Here is an 18,711-nt window from a genome sequence, read left to right on the forward strand (position 1 = left end):
CTGCCTCGGGAGTATTACTGGGTTTCAGACTTCGTGACGTTCTCGAGGCGCGTCAGCTGCGTCGGATGACCGATATAACCCTCAACCTTGCTCGACAGGACGATCGGCTCGAAGCGCTCGAACATCGGCAGAACCGCCGGCTTCTGTTCGACGAACATCTTCTGCATCTGACCATAAAGCTCGCCGCGCTTCTTCGGATCCGGCTCCATCGAAGCCTTGGCCGTCAAAGCCGTGAGTTCGGGAATGTCCCAGGCCGAACGCCAGACGAAGTTGCCGGCATTGTTGGCTTCCTTCGAATTGTCGGGATTGGACGAGAACTGCTCCATCGAGCCGAGCACATTCGGCATATAGGCGCTGGTCTGCGGGATCAGCAGATCGAAATCCCGGGCGCGGTGGGCAGCGATGATTTCCGAGCCGTTGCCCTGCTGGATGTCGACCTTGATGCCGACCTGGGCGAGCGATGCCTGGATGGCGGTCGCCAGATCGATGCGCGGCGTCTGCGCGATGGTCTTCAGCGTCAGCGAGAAGCCGTCCTTGTAGCCTGCCTCAGTCAGCAGCTGCTTGGACTTCTCGACGTCGAGATGCCAATCGGGGCTCGGGATCGCATATTCGAAATTTTCCGGCACGGGAACGGTTCTCGCGCGCCCATAAGGACCCATGATCGTCTTCTCGATGCCCTTGTAATCGATGCCGTAGGCGATCGCCTCGCGGACCTTCGGGTTGGAGAGGTACTGGTTGCCGGCATTCATCGACAGCACGTAGAAGCCGCCTGTTGGGATGCGCTGGATGGTAAAGCCCTTTTTGTCCTTGAAGGTCGCGAGATCGGCTGCGGTCAGCGCGCTGGCGATATCGATGTCGCCGCGCTCGAGCATCAGCCGCTCGACCTGGCTTTCGGGAACATGCCGGACGATAACGCGCTTCATCTTCGGTGCGCCGGTGACGTAATCCTTGTTGGCATCGAGGATGACGAGTTCGTTCGGCGACCAGCGATTGAGGGTGAACGGACCTGAGCCGGCCGAATGCGTGCGCATCCAGGCATTGCCGTAATCATTGTCGGTGACGTGCTTCTCAACCTCGACGCTGTCGACAACGCTGGTGGTCGAGGTCGTCAAGCGATAGAGCAGCATTTCGGCCGTCACTTGGCCGGAAAAATCGATGCGCACGGTCTTGTCGTCGACGGCCGTTACGAGCTTGTCGACATTGGTCTTGTCGTAGCCGATGCGCTTGAGGTTGGCGGCGGCCGCCTGGTCGAGCTTCAAAAGCCGTCCCAGCGAATAGACGACATCCTTCGAGGTCACCGGATTGCCGGAGGCGAAATTGGCCTGACGCAGGGTGAAGGTGATGCCCTTGTCATCGACCTTCCAGCTTTCGGCCAGCTGCGGCGCGATCTTGCCATCCGGCGTGCTGTTGACCAGCCGGTCGTAGAGATTGGACATGATCTCAACCGCCTTGCCCTCGGTCGCCTGATGCGGATCGAGCGACAGGACCTGGGCCAGCGATGTGCCGATCACCAGCTGATCCCTCGGCGTGGCGGCGTGCGAGAGCGGCGCAGCGATCGTCAGCGAGCCGATGACGGCGCCGACGAACAGGCTTTTAGAAAAATGTTTCATTGTCACTCCTCCCTGGATTACTATAAGAGACATATTATGTCGTCCGTATGTCGTATTATGATTAGCGAAGTCCAAAATGATTTGCAAGAGCCGTGCGGAAGACTTGAGGCGAAGGAACTGGGGAATAAGCAATGACGACACTCGGCCGCGGGCGGCAAAGACTGGCGCAGCAGGTCATCGATCAGCTGCGGGCACAAATCGAGACAGGGAAATTGCGCGTCGGCGACCAGCTGCCGACCGAGCCGCAGCTCGAATCGACCTTCGGCGTCAGCCGCACCGTGGTGCGCGAGGCGATCGCCGATCTGAGGGCTGCGGGTTTCGTCAGGCCGATCCAAGGCAAAGGTGTTTTCGTCGCGGATCCGAAGGTTCATTCGGCGATGTCGTTGACGCCGGTGGAAATCAAAAGCATTCCGGAAACCCTTGAATTGCTGGAGTTTCGCATGGCGACAGAGGGCGAAGCGGCGGCAATTGCCGCCTATCGCCGCACCGCCGAGCAGGAGGCCGCGATCCGCGAGGCCAACCGCAAAATGGCGCAGCTGATCGAGAGCGGGCAGCATACCGTCGAGGCAGATTATGCTTTCCACATGGCGATCGCCGCGGCCACCAACAACCGATTTTATGTCGACGTGCTGCGCCATTTCGGCCCCCGCGCCATCCCCCGCGGCCAATTCCCGACGCTTCCCGAAGCCAACGACCGCGATTATCTGCAAAAGGTCTATGCCGAACATGTCGAGATCCTCTCGGCGATCGCCGATCAGGATCCGGACCGTGCCCGCCAGGCGATGCGCGCCCATCTGATGGCGAGCCAAAGGCGCTATCGGATGCTCGCGGAGCAGCAATAGGGCTCGACACCCTCCGAAATTCATATTATGTCATATGACATTGTTGAATTTTGAGAGGTCTCTGATGTATCTGGGAACACAGGTGGCGGCGCGCGACGATGACGACTATCGGATCTTCGCGCAATTGGGCGTGAAGCATATCAGCGCCGATCCGCCGGGCAAGCCGAGCAGCTGGACGCTTGCCGACATCGAGCGTCACCGCGACAAGGTCGAAAGCTTCGGCCTGATCCTCGACATGATCCAGCTGCCCCTGCCCTCGCAGCCAATCGAGAAGGCGTCTTATCCCGATATTCTGCTCGCCGGCCCAGAGCGCGACCGGCAGATCGACGCCGTCTGCACGATGATCGAGAATGTCGAAAAGGCCGGCATTCCGGCGGTGAAATATAATCTCAACCTGATCGGCATTCCCCGCACGCCGGATGAACCGGGACGCGGCGGCTCGATGAATGCCAGCTTCCGCTGGGAAAAGACCGACCAGCAGGCCGCACCCGGTCTTGCCGGCGTACTCTCCGAGGACGACAACTGGGAACGGATCGATTATTTCCTCGAACGGGTCGTGCCGGTCGCCGAAAGCAATCGCGTCCGGCTCGCCTGCCACCCGCACGATCCCTATACGCCGCCCGGCTATCGCGGCGTCACCCGCGTGCTCGGCACGGTGGAAGGTCTGAAGAAGTTCGTGCTGATGCGCGAAAATCCCTATCACGGCCTGAATTTCTGCCAGGGATCGATCGGCGAGATGCTCGAAAATCCTGGCGAGGAGATCGACGACGTCATTCGCTGGTTTGGTCAGCGCAACAAGATCTTCAACGTCCACTTCCGCAATATTCGCGGCGGCAAGCTTTCCTTCATGGAGACTTTCCCCGACGAAGGCGACATGGACATGGTTCGCTCGGCAAGGATCTACAAGGAAGTCGGCTTCAAATACATGCTGATGCCCGACCATGTGCCGACCGTCAGTGGCAAGGATCCTTCCGCCACCGCATTCGCCTTTTGCTACGGCTATATCGCTGCACTTCTGCAAGTGCTCGAGAGCGCCTGAGGCGGCCAATTTTCAACACGTAAGGAATAGGACTTGATGATGAACCCGACTGAATTGAAGAAGGCCGTCGGCAGTGGTCTGCTCTCGTTTCCCGTCACCCATTTCGACGACCAGCTGAAATTCGACGAGGCGAAGTACCGCCGCCATGTCGAGTGGCTTGCCGGTTATGACGCCGCCGCTTTGTTTGCGGCCGGCGGCACTGGCGAGTTCTTCTCGCTCAATCCGAGCGAGATTCCGCAGGTCGTCCGAGCCGCCAAGGCATCGGCCGGCAATACGCCGATCATCTCGGGAACCGGCTACGGCACGTCGCTTGCCATCGAGATTGCGCAGGCGGCCGAGAAGGCCGGGGCCGACGGGCTGCTGCTGCTGCCGCCCTATCTGATGTTTGCCGAACAGGCCGGCCTGATCGCCCATGTCAAGGCGGTCTGCCAATCGGTCGGCATCGGCGTCATCGTCTATAACCGCGACAACGCCATCCTGACAGCCGACAGCATCGCCCGGCTTGCCGAGGAATGCCCGAACCTGATCGGCTTCAAGGACGGCGTCGGCGATGTCGACAAGGTCATCGAGATCACCACCCTGCTTGGCGACCGCCTGGTCTATGTCGGCGGCATGCCGACCCATGAGGTTTATGCGCAAGCCTATTTCGCCGCCGGCGTGACCACCTATTCCTCCGCCGTCTTCAACTTCGTCCCCGCCCTCGCCCAGCGCTTTTACGGCGCCTTGCGCACCGGCGACCAGGCGACGGTCGACGAGATCCTCAAGAGCTTCTTCTTCCCCTTCGTCGCCCTGCGCAACCGCAAGAAGGGCTATGCCGTCTCAATCATCAAGGCGGGGCTTCGCGTCCTCGGCCAGAATCCCGGCCCGGTTCGCCCGCCCTTGACGGATCTGACCCAGGAGGAACTGGCGCTGCTGGAGAAGATCGTGCAGGCCAACGGCGTCTCGCGGATTGCGGCGGAGTAATCGCCGACGGAGGGACGGCAGGAGTATCTGCCGCGCCCTCTCGATTCCCTCTTCTTCCCTCGGGGAGAAGGTGCCCGTAGGGCGGATGAGGGGGCCGGCGATGCCGGTCTCTCCTCCGGCTCATCTCGACCATGCGCGGGGTGCTGGGCCCAACATTTCCGTCGGCGTGCCGGAATCGAATTTGCGTGAGGGGGTGCCGTTCCGCCCCCTCATCCGCCTGCCGGTACCTTCTCCCCGAGAGGAGAAGAGGAATTGCCGCACCCTCTCCGATCCCCGCAGACTAATCCGCGCCTACAGCGCCACCCCGCTGCCGCGGTCGAAGACATGCACCTGGTCGCTGGCGATGCTTGCCTCGAAGACGGCGCCGTAGCGGGCGGGATATTCGCCGTCGACGATTGCCGTGACCTGCTGGCCGGCGAGATCGAAGACCACATGGGTCTGGGCGCCTGTGGGTTCCACCAGCATGGTTCGGCCGGCGAGCGGTGTGCCGGCCGATATGCCGGGAACGAGATGTTCGGGGCGCAGGCCGATGGTGATGGCCTGGCCGGGTCTGACCCGGCGGTCGGGGGCAATGCGGATTGTCGTGCCGTCTTCGAGGCGGGCGGCGGGCGCGCCGTTTTGACCCTCCACGGTGCCGTCGAGCATGTTCATCGCCGGCGAGCCGATGAAGGCGGCGACGAAGAGGTTGGCCGGCTTCTTGTAAAGTTCGAGCGGCGTGCCCGACTGCTCCACCCTGCCCTGATTGAGCACGACGATGCGGTCGGCGAGCGTCATCGCCTCGATCTGGTCGTGGGTGACATAGATCGACGTCGTCTTCACCTTCTGGTGCAGCGTCTTGATCTCCGAGCGCATCTGCACCCGCAGCTTCGCATCGAGGTTGGAGAGCGGCTCGTCGAACAGGAAAACGGCCGGGTTGCGGACGACGGCGCGGCCCATGGCGACACGCTGGCGCTGGCCGCCGGAAAGCTGGGCCGGCTTGCGGTCGAGCAGCTCGGCAAGATCGAGCATACGGGCGGCCTCGGCAACGCGGGCCTCGATCTGGGGTTTCACAACGCCGGCGAGCTTCAAGTTGAAGCCCATGTTTTCGGCGACCGTCATATGCGGATAGAGCGCGTAGGACTGGAAAACCATGGCGATGTTGCGCTCGCGCGGCGTCATGGCGTTGACGATATTGCCACCGATGGCGATCTCACCGTCGGTGATCTCCTCCAGGCCGGCGATCATCCGCAGCAGCGTCGATTTTCCGCAGCCGGACGGGCCAACGAGGGCGACGAATTCGCCATCCTCGATATGGAGCGAAATGCCGTGGATGACGTCGACGGCGCCATAGGCCTTGCTTACATCGTGCAGTGAAACGGATGCCATGATTGCAACTCCAATGGTTCGGCTCAGGACTTGACGGCGCCGGCGGTCAGGCCGGCGATGATGTGCCGCTGGGCGACGAAAAAGACGATGATTGTCGGCAGGATGGTGAGGGTGATGAAGGCCAGCACCAGCTGCCACTCCGTGCCGTATTCGCCGCGATAGACCATGATGCCGAGCGGCCAGGGATATTTCGATTCCGAGTTCAGCATGATCAGCGGCAGGATGTAGCTGTTCCAGCTGCCGACGAAGGAGATGATGCTGACGGTGGCGACGATCGGCCGGGAAAGCGGCAGCGAGATATGCCAGAAGAACCTGAGATAACCGCAACCATCGACGAAGGCCGCCTGAAACAACTCCTCCGGCAGATTGCGGAAATAATTCCGGAACAAGAGGATGCTCATGCCGAGGCCGAAGGCCACCTGCGGCAGCACCACGCCCCAATAGGTGTTCAGCAAGCCGAGATCGCGAATGCGGATGAAGAGCGGCAGGATCGCGGTTGCCGCCGGAAACATCAGGCCGAGCAGAAAATAATTGAGCAGGAAGGACGAGCCGAAGAAACGGACATGGGCAAAGGCGAAGGCCGCCATCGACGAGACGATCAGCGTCAGCAGCACGGTGAGTGCTGCGATGACAAGCGAATTGCCGATCTGCAGCCAGTAACGCTCGCCGAAGAGGATATCGGTGTAATTCGTCCACTGCCATTCCGTCGGCAGGCCGAAGGGGTTGGTGCGCAAATCGCCCAGCGTCTTGAAGCCGCCGAGCGCCGTCGTCAGCAGCGGGATCAGTACGATGGCGGCAATCAGGGTCAGCGACACATAGAGATAGATGCGGGTCGACGTGCGCATGCGGATGGAAGAGCTCATATCAGTCATGGCGCATGAAGATCCTTTTGTAACCGAAGGCGAGCGTCACGCAGATGATGAAGAGCACGACGCCGACGGCGCTACCCAAGCCGACCTGCATGCGCATGACGCCATAGGTGTAGAGAAAGGTGACCATCGTCTGGGTGGAGTTGGACGGTCCGCCGCCGGTCAGCGGCATGATCATGTCGAAGAGCTGCAGCGAGCCGACGACGGCAAAGAAGATCGACAGGCGCAAGGTCGAGCCGAGCAGCGGCAGGGTGACGTAACGGAATTTCTGCCAGCCGGTGGCGCCGTCGATTTCGGCCGCTTCCAGCACGCTCTTGTCGACCGATTGCAGGCCGGCGATGAACAGCATCATGTGAAAGCCGAAATATTTCCAGACGACGACGCCGAGCACGGCGTAGATCGCCACGTCCTTGTCGGCGAGCACATAAGGATTGGCGAAGCCGAAGAAGTTGGAAATGGCGGCAAACAGGCCGTAATCGCCGTCATAGACGAAGCGCCAGATGAGGCCTGCGGCGACATCTGCCAGCACATAGGGCAGGAAGAAGATCAGGCGATAGCCGACGACGCCGGGAATGCGGTGGGCGAGCATCGTGGCAAGCCAGATGGCGAGCGGCACCTGGATGCAGATCGAGATGACGATGATCAGGCCGTTATTGACCAACGCCTGGGTAAACGCCGCGTTGCGGAACAAGACCTGGAAATTGCGTAGGGCGATGAACTCGGTCGGCGTGCCGTAGCCGTTCCATTTATAGAGGCTGTACCAGGCCGCCTCGCCCATCGGCATGATGACGAAGAGCGTGAACAGCAGCAGTGCCGGCGGCAGGAAGAGCAACAGCACGGCCAGCCGGTCGTGAGCGACCGAGCTTTTCCGGTTTGCGGCTCGTCGGGCCGGCCTTGCAGCCGATGTCATCGAGGGGACTGAAATATTGGCCATGGATCCTGCTTTCGTTCGTCGGCAGCAATGCCGGCGCTCCGTTTTGGCAGGAGCGCCGGGAAGGCTCTGCGGGCGCTGGTTATTGTTCCAGCTCGAAAGCGTCCTGGATCATCTGGGCGCCGTCCTTGGAATTCATCTGGCCGGAGACGATTTCCACCGACACGTCGTTGACGACACGGCCGACGGCAGCGCCGAGATCCTGGTCGAAGAAGTTCTGGTGCCAGGTCGAACCGGCCAGCTGTTTGGCGGATTCAGCAAGCAGCGGATTGACGACGCCGTCATCGGCGCCGACGGCAACGGGAAGCAGCATGCCGGCCTTGGCCATCGCCCGCTCATTCTCCGCATTCGTCAGGAAAGCGAGGAAATCGATCGCTTCCTTGGAGGCCTTCTTGGTGACGGCCCAGCCGTTCAGGCCGCCGAGCGTATCGGTCGGCTTGCCGGCGCCGCCATCGACCGTCGGGAAGACGAAACGGCCGATATTGTCGGGTGCGAGGCCCTTGCCGTCACCGGCATTCTTGCGCTGATTGGCCTCGGTCGCTTCAAAACCGAGGATCATCGCCGCCTTGCCGTCACCGAAAACGCCGAGCGTCTGCGGCCAGGTGGCGCCGAGATAACCGGGCTGGAAAGGCTCGAGCTTGCCGAGTTCGGCGAGATCGTCACCGGCCTTGATGATCGCGGGATCGAGAAAACCTTCGCTCTCGCCGTTCTTGGCGGCTTCGAAGACCTTCTGGCCGCCCTCGCGCATGACGAGATAGCTCCAGTAGAAATGGATCGGCCATTTTTCACCGCCGCCGCCGGCAATCGGCACGATGCCGGCCGCCTTGATCTTCTTCACTGCAGCGAGGAAATCCGTCCAAGTCTTGATGTCCTCGGCCTTGACGCCGGCCTTGGCAAACAGCGCCTTGTTATAGAAAAAGCTGACGAGACCGACCTTGTAGGGAATGGCCCAGGTCTTGCCGTCGAAGGTAAGCCCGTCGACCGACGCCGGCGTATAGGCGTTGCGCAGCTTGCCGCCGTCGGCATCGAGGGCTGCCGTCACATCCTGCAACGCGCCGGTTTCGGACTGCTGCTTCAACACGCCGCCGCCCCAGCTGAAAAAGAAATCCGGCACGTCGTCGGATTGCAGCAATGTCGGAAGCTTGGCCTTGAAGGCTTCGTTTTCGAGAAACTGCATCTGAATGTCGACGTCGGGATGCTGGGCTTCGTATTTCTTGGCGATGTCCTCCCAAGCCGCGACGTTTTTCGGGTCGAGCTCGAGATGCAGCCACTTGACCACCGTCGTCGCCGAGGCGGCACCCGCCCCCGCCAGCAACAGGCCGGCCGCCGCCGCCATGGATACGATGCGCCTGCCGCCGAAAGCGGCGTTCTTCAGCATAAAATTCATGATTTTCCTCCCAGGGGACCTATCCTCACAATTTTTCCCCTATGCGGATTAATTCACCGGAGCTTTTGCCGGATGTCAACCCAATTGCCGCTATTTTTACCAAATGCGCTTGACAGGCCTGCGGGATTGGCTGCTATTTATTTCGTAACCCGTTAAAAATATTGGCTTCCGCCCAACGAACGATGCCGGCTAGTTTTTCATGAAGACCGCAGATCCAGAATTGATGCGCGCGATCAACCGCTTGAACGTGCTCGATACCATCCGGCGCCATGGTCCGATCTCGCGCATCGAGATCAGCGAGAGGACCGAACTCTCAACGACAACCGTATCGGCCATCACAGCCTCCCTGCTCGACGACGGGCTGATCCTGCCGCGTCACGAAGGCGATATCCGCAACGAGGCGGTGCGCGGCAGGCCGCGCGTGGCGCTGGAGCTCAATCCCGATGCCGCCCGCGTCGTCGGCGGCAAGATCGCCGCCAACCGGATGGTCTTCGTCGTCACCAATTTCCGCGGCGACGTGCTGTCGAAGCTCGCTCTGCCGATCCGCCTCGACCGGCAGCCGATCGGCGTCATTGCCGATCTCGTCGAGGACGGCGTGCGGCGCTGCGTCGTCGATGCCGGACTGTCGCTCGAAGATGTCGACAGCATCTGCCTCGGCTTTCCTGGCGTCATCGAGCACCGCACCGGTTACATCAGAAGCAGCCCGATCTTCCGCGACACCAATGTCGATTTCGCCGCCGAGATGTCGACGCGGCTCGCAACGCCGACCATTGTCGAAAGCGACGCGCATGCCATCACCCTTGGTCATCACTGGTTCGGCAAAGCGCGCGATCTCGAGGATATGGTGTTGATTTCATTGGAGCAGACGCTGGGTCTCGGCGTGCTGCACGGCAACAGCCTGTTTCGCGGCGCCGGCGGTCTCAGCCACAATCTCGGCGACCTCGTGCTCGGCATGGGGCCGAATGGCGTGGTGCGGCTCTTCAGCCAGGCCGGCGAAACCGCCATCCTCGGCGAACAGCAGGCCGACGGGCGTTTTGCCGAAGCGATCCGGCTCGGGCGCGGCATGACCCATGCCCAGGCGTTGATCAAGGCCGATGACGACCGGCTGATCGGCGCCGCCATCCGCGCCGGCGAAGCGGTGGGACTGACCATCGCCAATATCGTCACGCTGTTTGCGCCGCCCCGCGTCATCCTTGTCGGCTCGAGCCTGGCGCTCGGCGAGCCATTCCTGAACAGCCTTCGCGATGCCTATGCGCTCGCCATTCCGCCCTCGCTGAAGGGGGTGAGCGAACTCGTCTTCGACGATTCGAGCGATGATTTCTGGGCGCAGGGTGCCGCCGCGGTGGCGCTCTACGAACTCTACGAATCGCCCTGGAGCACCACCGGGCCGGCGCTCTGACGGGCGTCACAATCAATATAGATGGAGGAATTCATGGAAAGAGTCGGTATCGGCATCATCGGATGCGGCAATATTTCGGGCGCCTATCTCAAAGCGATGGCCTCCTTTCCTATTCTCGACATCCGCGGCGTCGCCGATCTCAACCGGGAACTGGCGGAAGCAAGGGCCGCCGAATTCAACGTTCCCGCCAAGACGGTCGAAGAGCTTTTCGCCGATCCGGAGGTCGAGATCATCGTCAATCTGACGATCCCGAAAGCCCATGTCGCTGTCGCGCTGCAGGCGCTCGAGGCCGGCAAACATACCTATTCGGAAAAGCCGCTTGGGATTAATTTCGCGGAAGGGAAAAAATTGGCCGAGGCCGCCCGAGCCCGCAATCTGCGCATCGGTGCGGCGCCCGACACTTTCCTCGGCGGCGGCCATCAGACGGCGCGGTCGCTGATCGACCAGGGCGTCATCGGCCAGCCGGTCGGCGGCTCGGCGATCTTCATGTGCCCGGGCCATGAGCGCTGGCATCCGAATCCGGCCTTCTATTACGAAGTCGGCGGCGGGCCGATGCTCGACATGGGGCCCTATTACATCACCGATCTCGTCAATCTTCTCGGGCCGGTCGCCCAAGTGGCCGGCTTTGCGACGACGCCGCGCGCCGAACGTCTGATCACCAGCGAACCGCGCAACGGCGAGCGTATTCCCGTGCATGTGCCGACCCATGTCGCCGGCATGATGGCTTTTGCGGGCGGTGCCGTCGTCCAGATCGCCATGAGCTTCGATGTCGCCGGCCACAAACATGTGCCGCTTGAGGTCTACGGCACCGAGGGCACGTTGATCGTTCCCGATCCGAACAAATTCGAAGGCCCGGTGGAATATCTGAAGAAGGGCGGCGCCTTCGAGGACCAGCCGGTCACCGCACTCTATGCCAACGGCAACTACCGCTCGCTCGGCGTCGCCGACATGGCGCATGCGATCCGCTCCAACCGGCCGCATCGCGCCAATGGCGATCTGGCGCTGCATGTGCTCGAAGTCATGGAAGCTTTCCACACCGCGTCCGAAACCGGCAGGACGGTCACCATCACCACGGCGACGGAGCGCCCTGCCCCCTTGTCGGATTCCATCGTCGACGGACGGCTGGCGAAATAATTTCAGGAGGAATGACTATGCGTGAAGCACTGATCGTCTGGGGCGGCTGGAGCGGCCACGAGCCGCAGGAATGCGCCGAAATCATCAAGACCATGCTCGAGGAGGACGGCTTCAAGGTCTATCTCGAACATGGCACCGAGGCGCTTGCCGACCCTTCTGTCCATGATCTCAGCCTCGTCGTGCCGATCATGACGATGTCGAAGATCGAGAAGGAGGAGGTCAAGAATCTCGCCGCGGCGATCGAGAGCGGCGTCGGCATCGCCGGCTATCACGGCGGCGCGGGCGACGCCTTCCGCGATTCCGTCGACTATCAGTTCATCATCGGCGGCCAGTGGGTGGCGCACCCCGGCAATATCATCGACTATACCGTCAACATCACCCGGCCGGACGATCCGCTAATGGAGGGGATTTCGGATTTTCCTTATACGTCGGAGCAATATTACATGCATGTCGACCCCTCGAACGAGGTTCTGGCGACGACCAAGTTCACCGGCGAGCACGCCTACTGGATCGACGGCGTCGTCATGCCCGTCGTCTGGAAGCGCAAATACGGCAAGGGCCGCGTCTTCTATTCCTCGCTCGGCCACCAGGCCAAGGAATTCCACGTTCCCGAGATGAAGACGATCTTCCGCCGCGGTGCAAACTGGGCGGCGCGGTAAGATAGTGCCTTTCCCGGCGAACCAAAGACCCCTCCCCAACCCCTCCCCACAAGGGAGGGGCTAAGATGCCGCACCGCTTCACATAAACTCTATCGTATCAATCCCTCGAACGGTAACAGCCAGCAAGACCTCTGCTTTCGGTCGCCGCCGGACGCCACGGTATAGTCCCTCCCCCTTGTGGGGAGGGGTTGGGGAGGGGTTTTTGCCAATCTCAGCGAATGATCAACGCCGTCCCAAATAGCCCCAGCGCAAACACCGTATGCGCAAGCAGGTTGAAGCAACGGACTTTCATCGGCTTCGGATGTTTGGCAGCAGCCCAGCCGAGGCCGAGGCCGGGCTGCAGCAGGAACCACCCTGCTCCGACGGTGATGATGCCGAAGATCCAGGCGGGGAGAAATGTCGGTGCGGCCAACCAACCCTGCCCCATGATGATCGCGAAGATCACGCCATAGAGAATGCCGACGGCGTAGTGGCTGATCCAGCCGAGCGCCAATTCCCCGGCATAAGGTGCGGCATCGGCGATGTTGTCATGAAAGACCTTGCCGCGGCGAAGATGCCAGAACCAGCGGCCGACCGGCGCCCAGTTGGGCGGCGTCTGGCCGAAGAACTTGGTAAGCACGATCGCCCAGAGGTCCATGAGGATGGTTGCGCCGGCGCCGATCGCCAGGCCGCGCAATAGAATATCGAACATCGAGAATCACCGGAAAGTGTTGCGAATGCAGGACTCTACCAAACCATTGAGGACACGCCGGCGCAAGGCTGCATCCCAATCCCCTCGATTGCATCGACGGAACGGCCCGCCCTGCCGATCGGGATGGAATCCAAGGCCGACGAGATCGATCTGGTGGTCTTGCTGGCGCAGGCGATCGGCAAGGCGAACGAACATATCCATGGGCCGGATACGCCTGACATGCCGGCGGCGGAGCCGCAATAAAGGGTACGGTATCGCCTGATGCCAAGGGGCTTGCGCGCCCCTGAAATTTAGCCAAAAATACTGATCGAAATACTCAGGCGCCCGACAGCACCGCGGCGCCCCTGGAAGTTATTCATCAATATATCAAAGATGACTGCAGATCGATGACAGCGTGTCGGCAGCGAAATCGGCTTGCCGGGACTAAACAATTCCAATTTACATCTATCTTCAAGGCGTGGATGCCACATGTCTTTCGTAGAATCGCAAGGGGACAGAAAGTATCGGACCAGCGAGCAAGTGGGCGGGCTTGTTGATTGCTCATCGCTGCAGGTCGAACTCAGGCATTTCGATCCGGGCTGGCAGGTCGACCTGACACTCGAATGCACGGAAATAGCCGTCCTGCTCTCGGGTCAGTCGAAGATCAGGTGGACTGGTGATGGACACAGGCGGGAGGCGATCGCTCGCCCCGGTGTCGCTTGGATATGTCCGGCGGGTGTCCATGAGAGCGGGGTCGAAATCTTGGGTACCATGCCCGAGTCCCTGCACATCTTCTTACCAGCGTCACTCGTCGGTGAGAGCGCGCTTTCAAACTTCGACATCGACCCGGCCAAGGTGCAGCTTGCCTATGCCGGAGGCGTCCCCGACCCTACGGTGCTGCAGATCGGTCAGCTCTCTCGGGGTTTGTTGAACAGACGCCTCGAGCCTACTGACCGACTCTTCCTCGACGGCCTTCAGATAGCGCTGGCGGCGCACCTGCTCGGCACCTATTCATCCGTTCATTGGCAACCCGCCGCACGGGCGCCGAATGTCGACCCAAAAAGGCTGCAACGCGTCTTCGATTTCATTGAAGCCCGCATCGCAGCGGAAATTTCGCTGGATGACCTTGCCGCGGAGGCTTGCCTCAGTCCTTTTCATTTTGCCCGCATGTTCCGCAAGGCTACCGGCCTGACGCCGCATCGCTACGTCACCGAGCGACGGATCGAAGCGGCCAAGGAAAAGCTGCGGCTCGCACGGTCCTCGCTCGTGGAGATCGCGCTCGATACCGGCTTCGGCTCGCAGGCGAATTTCACCCGGGTCTTCCGCAAGATCACCGGCTTGACGCCCGGTCAATACCGCGCGCTCATCACCGGTTAGCGGGTTCGGCCTATCGGAGATAGTTCTCGGTTCGCGCCGGCAAGCCGGAGCGCAAGATTTGCGCATAGCGCAGCAAGAGCTGAAAATACTGCAGACCGGTTCCGCCTATACAGCTGTCTCATCGCGCGGGGAGCGCTAGCCCCCGAACGAAAAGAGGAGACAGGAGATGATTACCATTGACGAGGCTCGCAGGATCATCGCCGCAGGTGAGGCGCGGGCTAATGAGATCGGTGTGCCGGTCAATATCACGGTCTTGGACGCCGGAGCGCATCTCAAGGCGTTCAGCCGAATGGACGGCGCAGTGCTCGGCTCGATCGACCTGGCCATAGGCAAAGCGCGAACGGCCGTATTGTTTCAAACGACAAGCGAGGCCGTTTGGGAATATTGCAAGCCCGGCGCTCCCGCCCATGCTCTCGAACTCTCCAATGGCGGCCTAACTCCCTTTGCCGGCGGCATCTCGCTCTTTGCCAGCGACGGCACGGTGATCGGCGCCGTTGGCGTTTCCGGCGGAGCGGTTCCACAGGATCTCGAAATCGCGCAGGCAGCGGCTGCGGCCGTCGCGTGATGCTGTGCCAAGACTTGATTTCGACCAACCCGAAACCATCGAAAGGAATGTCTCATGACCAAGACCATTTTGATCACTGGCGCAGGCTCCGGCTTCGGCAAGGGTGCCGCCATCGGCATGGCCAGGAACGGCCACAGCATCATCGCGACCACGCAGGTTTCCTCGCAGGTTACGCCACTGCGTGAGGAGGTCGCCGCCCTTGGCCTCAAGAACGTTCGTGTCGAGCGTCTCGACCTCACCGATCCCTACGACATCAAGCAGGCGCAGGGCTGGGACTTTGACGTTCTTTGGAACAATGCCGGCATGGGCGAAGCCGGCCCGGTTTGGGAAATCCCGATCGAGCTTGTGCGCAAGAACTACGAAGTCAATGTCTTCCTGCCGCTGGTGCTGACTCAGGGCGTCGTCCAGAGATGGGTGCGCGAAGGCAGGAAGGGCAAGGTGGTCTTCACGTCATCGATGGGCGGCCTCTTCACTCCGGCCAATTGGGGCACCTATGTCTCCACCAAGCACGCGTTGGAATCGATCGCCGAAGCGCTGCAGCAGGAACTCGCCCCTCATGGCATCAAGATCCAGACGATCAACCCGGGCGCCTACTACACCGGCTACAACGAGACGATGGCGGACAATCCGTTCCGCTGGCTGGATGACAGCAAGAACTTCACCAAGCGCGCAGATCTGCGAAAGGGTTTCGACGATTTCTTCGCGACGCCCGAAGGCAAGATGGACCCGAAGGAGATGATCGACCGGATGATCGAAGTCGTTCCGGCCGACACTGGCAGGTTCCGTAACGTCGTTCCGAAGGTCATCGAGGACATGCTGAAGGAGCATCAGCTGAGAGCCTGGGAAAACCAGATCTAAGCAGTTTGCTGGCGGCGAGCGCCCAAGCGGCACCCGGCTAGCGGGTGTCGCTCCACTAATCTACCTTTGGAGAAAACCATGTCCTACACTGCAACGGCAAAAGTTTGCCGCCCGCAATCCCGGGCCAGGCGCATCTTCAACGCAACCCTCGGCATCGCTGCCGCCATCCTTGCTCTGGGAGGGCTCGAAGCTCGCGCCGCAGCGCAGTCTCTGACTGAATCCGAACGCCGCAACAAGGCAGCCGTCGAGGCTGGATTCGAAGCCTGGGCGGCCGGTACAGGCAGTCCTTATGATCTCCTCGCCGACGACGCCCGCTGGACAATCGAGGGCTATTCGCTGGCATCGAAGACCTATCCCAGCCGCGAGGCATTCCTGCGTGAGGTGATCCGCCCGTTCAACGCCCGAATGAAGGCGCCGCTGAAGCCGGCGATCCGCAACATATATGTCGATGGCGACACTGTGATCGTCTTTTTCGATGCCCGCGGCATTGCCCGCGACGGAGAGCCCTACGCAAACACCTATGCCTGGTTTCTCGACATGCGCGACGGCCGTATCGTCCGTGCCTCGGCCTTCTTCGATTCGGTGGTGTTCAATGCCTTTTGGACGCGTGTGACGCCGGTCGACTAGAGTCTTCCAGCTCAGAACCAAACTTGCAGTTCCAAGGTGGCGCGGCGGACATTCTACACCCTCGGATGCCCGCCGCCTTCTCTGCGGGTTCGATCAGCCGCCCTCTTCCTGCGCTTCCTCGGCGCCATTACCGATATCGTCACTGATATCACGGGCAGGCACGTTTCAGAGTGCGTCGCGTTCGTATCGCGGTGTCCAGCCGCGGGCCATTCCGCGGCTCATCACGCTTTCCGCCAGCGCCAGTTGCCGGCGCAGATGCCTGCAGTCGTCGAGCAGCGTGCGGATCGCCGCCTTGGCATCGTCGTCATGCCAGGCAAGCACGGCCTCCACCTCCCATGCGCGATCAGGCCAAGCCGGGGTGGAGCAAACCGGATCGGGTCTGAACGTCTTTGCCGGCTGCATCAGTTCAACGCCAGCGGCAATTGGACCGGCCGCGGCAAGGGCGGCAGCGGCCGGCTGAGTTCGACCTTTTTCTGCCAGGCGGCGCGACGCTGCTGATCCCGTTCGCGGGCCGCGCGGGAGGCTTCGACGAGGGCCAGGGCGTTGGCGATCACCTGTTCCGTATGTGTCATGACCATCTCCTGTGTTCCTGTTTTGTTCTAATTTAGACCCTTGCCCGCAGAAGTCAAGCACCGTGGGACCTTCACCTGGAAACGGGAGAAAACGGAGATCGAGATGCGGCCGCTGTTCAGTCGGCGGCTTCTATGACGGTGATGCCCGCCTCCTGCGCAGCCCTGACGAAGGCGGCCCGGACATGATCCGGCGGCAGATCGCCGATGATCGCATCCAGGCAGGCTTTGACGGCTTCGAAATATTCCTCGCCGTCGTCCACCGGCCAGTCATGGAGGAGCGTGCGCGCCGCATCCCACACAGAGTTAATGACGGCATAGTGCCCGAGCCCCATCGAGGCCAGGCCGACCGGTCGAAAATGTGCCCTCTGTCTCACTTTGCTACAGCTTTTCCTGATTTCGGCGAGCTAATCGATAATATGCAATTTGCGTGCCGTTGGCGGCGGCTTTTCGATCTTGGCCATCATAGCCGCGACAGACATGTCTCTCCAACCAGGATCCGGCGGGCGAGGCCTGAGAACGGGAAACGCCTGAAGCCTCTCGAGGGGGTCCGGAAACCCTGCAATCAGTCATTAAATGACAGATTATGGTAAATATCAGACTTATCGCACCGGGCCTACTCGTTAAAACTGGCTATTTTCTTGCATATCCTACCGAAGATGCAGCAACGCACTCCTTTTCCGGAAGCAACGCAGCGCCACGATGCATCGTTGATTGTCCCGAAGGTGAACGGGGAGGCATCCAGATCGTACAATGCCGTTTCTTGCACGCGGCGGATCTCGGAGGACGCGCGATGCCCATCTTCATGGACCGGCACTATCTCGAAGGTACCTCGCCCGCCGAGGTAGCCCAGGCGCATCGCATGGATATCGACATTCAGGATCGATACGGCGTCAAGTTCCTCACCTACTGGTTCGACGAGCGGCGCGGGACGGCCTTCTGCCTGGTGGATGCGCCCGATATGGAAACCGTCCAATGCGTGCATCGCGAGGCGCACGGCTTTGTCGCCAATGAGATCGTCGAGGTGGCTCTGTCGGCGGTCGAGGCCTTTCTCGGCCGCATCAACGACCCTGATCCGGCGCCCGGCCAGTCGTCGCCGCAAATGGATCCCGGCCACCGGGCGATCCTCTTTACCGATATCGTCGGCTCGACCGAGATGACGGCGCGCCTCGGCGACCGCATGGGGACAGAGTTGGTCCGGGCCCATGACGCAATCGTGCGCCGATGCCTCGGCAAAAAATCAGGCCGCGAAGTCAAGCACACCGGCGACGGCATCATGGCGGCTTTCGCGGCGACAACGGCAGCTGTCGAATGCGCCATGGCGATCCAGCAGGAGTTCCAACATTACAACGGCGGCAACAATGCCCAGCCGATCCATATCCGCATCGGGCTCGATTGCGGCGAGCCGGTCGAGGACAGCAACGACCTCTTCGGCTCGACCGTGCAACTGGCGGCCCGCCTCTGCGCGGCAGCCGCCAGCGACCAGATCCTGGTGTCGGAGAATATTTTCAGGGAATATGGCGCGACCGATGTCTTCGCCCACGCGACGCGCCGCCGGCTCAAGGGATTTTCCAAGCCGATGCTGGTTTTCCGATGCGACTGGAGCAACGCCGCCCGCACCTGAGCTAAAGAGCGTCGCATCCAATTTGATTTATGCGACGCGCTTCAGCTCTTTGTTTTGATGCGTGTTGTTGTCCCGGAACGCTGCACACTTCCGGGCGATATGCATTAGCCCTTTGTTTTTATGCATGTCGCCCGGAACAGCTACACATTTCCGGGCGACATGCATCAGCGCACCGCCGATTATCTCGCGGCGGCCGAACCCGCCTCGTTTCGGCCGCGGCTGT

General features: G+C 61.2%; 20 protein-coding genes. 11 read left to right on the forward strand and 9 right to left on the reverse strand.

Features of this window, described 5'->3' with window-relative positions; genetic code table 11:
• Nucleotides 1-14: 14 nt before the first annotated feature.
• Nucleotides 15-1,610, reverse strand: coding sequence for an ABC transporter substrate-binding protein (locus MHI61_RS13210; protein WP_239792333.1), 1,596 nt, complete (start codon nucleotides 1,608-1,610; stop codon nucleotides 15-17).
• A 131-nt stretch (nucleotides 1,611-1,741) separates the two neighbouring features.
• On the opposite strand from MHI61_RS13210, the gene MHI61_RS13215 reads away from it, so the two are divergent.
• The 3 genes from MHI61_RS13215 (at nucleotide 1,742) to kdgD (ending at nucleotide 4,454) form a co-directional block, all read left to right on the forward strand.
• The gene (locus MHI61_RS13215) at nucleotides 1,742-2,452 is read left to right on the forward strand and encodes a FadR/GntR family transcriptional regulator (protein WP_239792334.1); all 711 of its coding nucleotides are present in this window, start codon (nucleotides 1,742-1,744) and stop codon (nucleotides 2,450-2,452) included.
• A gap of 64 nt (nucleotides 2,453-2,516) precedes the next feature.
• On the forward strand, nucleotides 2,517-3,491 hold the full coding sequence (locus tag MHI61_RS13220; RefSeq protein WP_239792335.1) for a mannonate dehydratase: 975 nt from the start codon (nucleotides 2,517-2,519) through the stop codon (nucleotides 3,489-3,491).
• A gap of 36 nt (nucleotides 3,492-3,527) precedes the next feature.
• Entirely contained in the window at nucleotides 3,528-4,454 is a 927-nt protein-coding gene (kdgD, locus tag MHI61_RS13225) for a 5-dehydro-4-deoxyglucarate dehydratase (protein WP_239792336.1), read from the forward strand.
• Nucleotides 4,455-4,745: 291 nt separating this feature from the next.
• Here the strand turns inward: kdgD and ugpC are convergent, their stop codons facing one another.
• From ugpC to MHI61_RS13245, 4 genes are all read right to left on the reverse strand, one after another.
• Nucleotides 4,746-5,819 (reverse strand): sn-glycerol-3-phosphate ABC transporter ATP-binding protein UgpC, encoded by a 1,074-nt coding sequence (gene ugpC / locus MHI61_RS13230; protein ID WP_239792337.1) that lies wholly within the window; start codon nucleotides 5,817-5,819, stop codon nucleotides 4,746-4,748.
• Between the two features lie 23 nt (nucleotides 5,820-5,842).
• The gene (locus tag MHI61_RS13235) at nucleotides 5,843-6,691 is read right to left on the reverse strand and encodes a carbohydrate ABC transporter permease (protein WP_239792338.1); all 849 of its coding nucleotides are present in this window, start codon (nucleotides 6,689-6,691) and stop codon (nucleotides 5,843-5,845) included.
• Nucleotides 6,684-7,622, reverse strand: coding sequence for a sugar ABC transporter permease (locus MHI61_RS13240; RefSeq protein WP_009989437.1), 939 nt, complete (start codon nucleotides 7,620-7,622; stop codon nucleotides 6,684-6,686). The genes MHI61_RS13235 and MHI61_RS13240 overlap by 8 nt, the downstream gene beginning before the upstream one ends.
• Nucleotides 7,623-7,701: 79 nt before the next feature.
• Nucleotides 7,702-9,006 carry an extracellular solute-binding protein gene (locus MHI61_RS13245; protein WP_239792339.1) on the reverse strand — a complete coding sequence of 435 codons (1,305 nt, stop codon included), beginning with the start codon at nucleotides 9,004-9,006 and terminating at the stop codon, nucleotides 7,702-7,704.
• Nucleotides 9,007-9,205: 199 nt separating this feature from the next.
• Here MHI61_RS13245 and MHI61_RS13250 point away from each other — a divergent pair, with 199 nt between their 5' ends.
• From MHI61_RS13250 to MHI61_RS13260, 3 genes are read left to right on the forward strand one after another with little or no spacing between them, the layout of a single operon-like run.
• A complete protein-coding gene (locus MHI61_RS13250) occupies nucleotides 9,206-10,405 on the forward strand; it encodes an ROK family transcriptional regulator (RefSeq protein WP_239792340.1) in 1,200 nt (399 codons plus the stop codon).
• 33 nt (nucleotides 10,406-10,438) lie between these two features.
• Nucleotides 10,439-11,539 carry a Gfo/Idh/MocA family oxidoreductase gene (locus MHI61_RS13255; protein WP_239792341.1) on the forward strand — a complete coding sequence of 367 codons (1,101 nt, stop codon included), beginning with the start codon at nucleotides 10,439-10,441 and terminating at the stop codon, nucleotides 11,537-11,539.
• Between the two features lie 17 nt (nucleotides 11,540-11,556).
• Nucleotides 11,557-12,198 (forward strand): ThuA domain-containing protein, encoded by a 642-nt coding sequence (locus MHI61_RS13260; RefSeq protein ID WP_239792342.1) that lies wholly within the window; start codon nucleotides 11,557-11,559, stop codon nucleotides 12,196-12,198.
• 211 nt (nucleotides 12,199-12,409) lie between these two features.
• Here the strand turns inward: MHI61_RS13260 and MHI61_RS13265 are convergent, their stop codons facing one another.
• Nucleotides 12,410-12,889, reverse strand: coding sequence for a DUF2938 domain-containing protein (locus tag MHI61_RS13265; RefSeq protein ID WP_239792343.1), 480 nt, complete (start codon nucleotides 12,887-12,889; stop codon nucleotides 12,410-12,412).
• A gap of 468 nt (nucleotides 12,890-13,357) precedes the next feature.
• Between MHI61_RS13265 and MHI61_RS13270 the strand changes: the two genes are divergently transcribed.
• From MHI61_RS13270 to MHI61_RS13285, 4 genes are all read left to right on the forward strand, one after another.
• Complete coding sequence (locus tag MHI61_RS13270; RefSeq protein ID WP_239792344.1) at nucleotides 13,358-14,245, forward strand: AraC family transcriptional regulator; 888 nt, start codon at nucleotides 13,358-13,360, stop codon at nucleotides 14,243-14,245.
• Between the two features lie 166 nt (nucleotides 14,246-14,411).
• The gene (locus MHI61_RS13275) at nucleotides 14,412-14,810 is read left to right on the forward strand and encodes a heme-binding protein (RefSeq protein ID WP_239792345.1); all 399 of its coding nucleotides are present in this window, start codon (nucleotides 14,412-14,414) and stop codon (nucleotides 14,808-14,810) included.
• Between the two features lie 54 nt (nucleotides 14,811-14,864).
• Complete coding sequence (locus MHI61_RS13280) at nucleotides 14,865-15,668, forward strand: SDR family oxidoreductase (protein WP_239792346.1); 804 nt, start codon at nucleotides 14,865-14,867, stop codon at nucleotides 15,666-15,668.
• 78 nt (nucleotides 15,669-15,746) lie between these two features.
• Nucleotides 15,747-16,295: a nuclear transport factor 2 family protein gene (locus tag MHI61_RS13285; protein ID WP_239792347.1), complete on the forward strand. Its 549-nt coding sequence runs from the start codon at nucleotides 15,747-15,749 to the stop codon at nucleotides 16,293-16,295.
• A 165-nt stretch (nucleotides 16,296-16,460) separates the two neighbouring features.
• On the opposite strand, the gene MHI61_RS13290 is transcribed toward MHI61_RS13285, so the two are convergent.
• From MHI61_RS13290 to MHI61_RS13300, 3 genes are all read right to left on the reverse strand, one after another.
• Nucleotides 16,461-16,697, reverse strand: a complete 237-nt coding sequence (locus tag MHI61_RS13290) for a hypothetical protein (protein ID WP_239792348.1) — start codon at nucleotides 16,695-16,697, stop codon at nucleotides 16,461-16,463.
• Nucleotides 16,697-16,867 (reverse strand): hypothetical protein, encoded by a 171-nt coding sequence (locus MHI61_RS13295; RefSeq protein ID WP_164517744.1) that lies wholly within the window; start codon nucleotides 16,865-16,867, stop codon nucleotides 16,697-16,699. The genes MHI61_RS13290 and MHI61_RS13295 overlap by 1 nt, the downstream gene beginning before the upstream one ends.
• Before the next feature lie 116 nt (nucleotides 16,868-16,983).
• A complete protein-coding gene (locus MHI61_RS13300) occupies nucleotides 16,984-17,241 on the reverse strand; it encodes a DUF982 domain-containing protein (RefSeq protein ID WP_239792349.1) in 258 nt (85 codons plus the stop codon).
• 416 nt (nucleotides 17,242-17,657) lie between these two features.
• Here MHI61_RS13300 and MHI61_RS13305 point away from each other — a divergent pair, with 416 nt between their 5' ends.
• Nucleotides 17,658-18,488: a nickel-binding protein gene (locus MHI61_RS13305; protein WP_239792350.1), complete on the forward strand. Its 831-nt coding sequence runs from the start codon at nucleotides 17,658-17,660 to the stop codon at nucleotides 18,486-18,488.
• Nucleotides 18,489-18,711 lie beyond the last annotated feature (223 nt).

It is taken from the genome of Rhizobium sp. K102 (assembly GCF_022385315.1).
In the GTDB taxonomy this organism is placed as follows: Bacteria; Pseudomonadota; Alphaproteobacteria; order Rhizobiales; family Rhizobiaceae; genus Rhizobium; species Rhizobium croatiense.

Coding starts and splice junctions, on each gene's coding strand:
- MHI61_RS13210 (WP_239792333.1), bottom strand. CDS start 1,610: ATGAAACATTTTTCTAAAAGCCTGTTCGTCGGCGCCGTCATCGGCTCG.
- MHI61_RS13215 (WP_239792334.1), top strand. CDS start 1,742: ATGACGACACTCGGCCGCGGGCGGCAAAGACTGGCGCAGCAGGTCATC.
- MHI61_RS13220 (WP_239792335.1), top strand. CDS start 2,517: ATGTATCTGGGAACACAGGTGGCGGCGCGCGACGATGACGACTATCGG.
- kdgD (WP_239792336.1), top strand. CDS start 3,528: ATGATGAACCCGACTGAATTGAAGAAGGCCGTCGGCAGTGGTCTGCTC.
- ugpC (WP_239792337.1), bottom strand. CDS start 5,819: ATGGCATCCGTTTCACTGCACGATGTAAGCAAGGCCTATGGCGCCGTC.
- MHI61_RS13235 (WP_239792338.1), bottom strand. CDS start 6,691: ATGACTGATATGAGCTCTTCCATCCGCATGCGCACGTCGACCCGCATC.
- MHI61_RS13240 (WP_009989437.1), bottom strand. CDS start 7,622: ATGGCCAATATTTCAGTCCCCTCGATGACATCGGCTGCAAGGCCGGCC.
- MHI61_RS13245 (WP_239792339.1), bottom strand. CDS start 9,006: ATGAATTTTATGCTGAAGAACGCCGCTTTCGGCGGCAGGCGCATCGTA.
- MHI61_RS13250 (WP_239792340.1), top strand. CDS start 9,206: ATGAAGACCGCAGATCCAGAATTGATGCGCGCGATCAACCGCTTGAAC.
- MHI61_RS13255 (WP_239792341.1), top strand. CDS start 10,439: ATGGAAAGAGTCGGTATCGGCATCATCGGATGCGGCAATATTTCGGGC.
- MHI61_RS13260 (WP_239792342.1), top strand. CDS start 11,557: ATGCGTGAAGCACTGATCGTCTGGGGCGGCTGGAGCGGCCACGAGCCG.
- MHI61_RS13265 (WP_239792343.1), bottom strand. CDS start 12,889: ATGTTCGATATTCTATTGCGCGGCCTGGCGATCGGCGCCGGCGCAACC.
- MHI61_RS13270 (WP_239792344.1), top strand. CDS start 13,358: ATGTCTTTCGTAGAATCGCAAGGGGACAGAAAGTATCGGACCAGCGAG.
- MHI61_RS13275 (WP_239792345.1), top strand. CDS start 14,412: ATGATTACCATTGACGAGGCTCGCAGGATCATCGCCGCAGGTGAGGCG.
- MHI61_RS13280 (WP_239792346.1), top strand. CDS start 14,865: ATGACCAAGACCATTTTGATCACTGGCGCAGGCTCCGGCTTCGGCAAG.
- MHI61_RS13285 (WP_239792347.1), top strand. CDS start 15,747: ATGTCCTACACTGCAACGGCAAAAGTTTGCCGCCCGCAATCCCGGGCC.
- MHI61_RS13290 (WP_239792348.1), bottom strand. CDS start 16,697: ATGCAGCCGGCAAAGACGTTCAGACCCGATCCGGTTTGCTCCACCCCG.
- MHI61_RS13295 (WP_164517744.1), bottom strand. CDS start 16,867: ATGACACATACGGAACAGGTGATCGCCAACGCCCTGGCCCTCGTCGAA.
- MHI61_RS13305 (WP_239792350.1), top strand. CDS start 17,658: ATGCCCATCTTCATGGACCGGCACTATCTCGAAGGTACCTCGCCCGCC.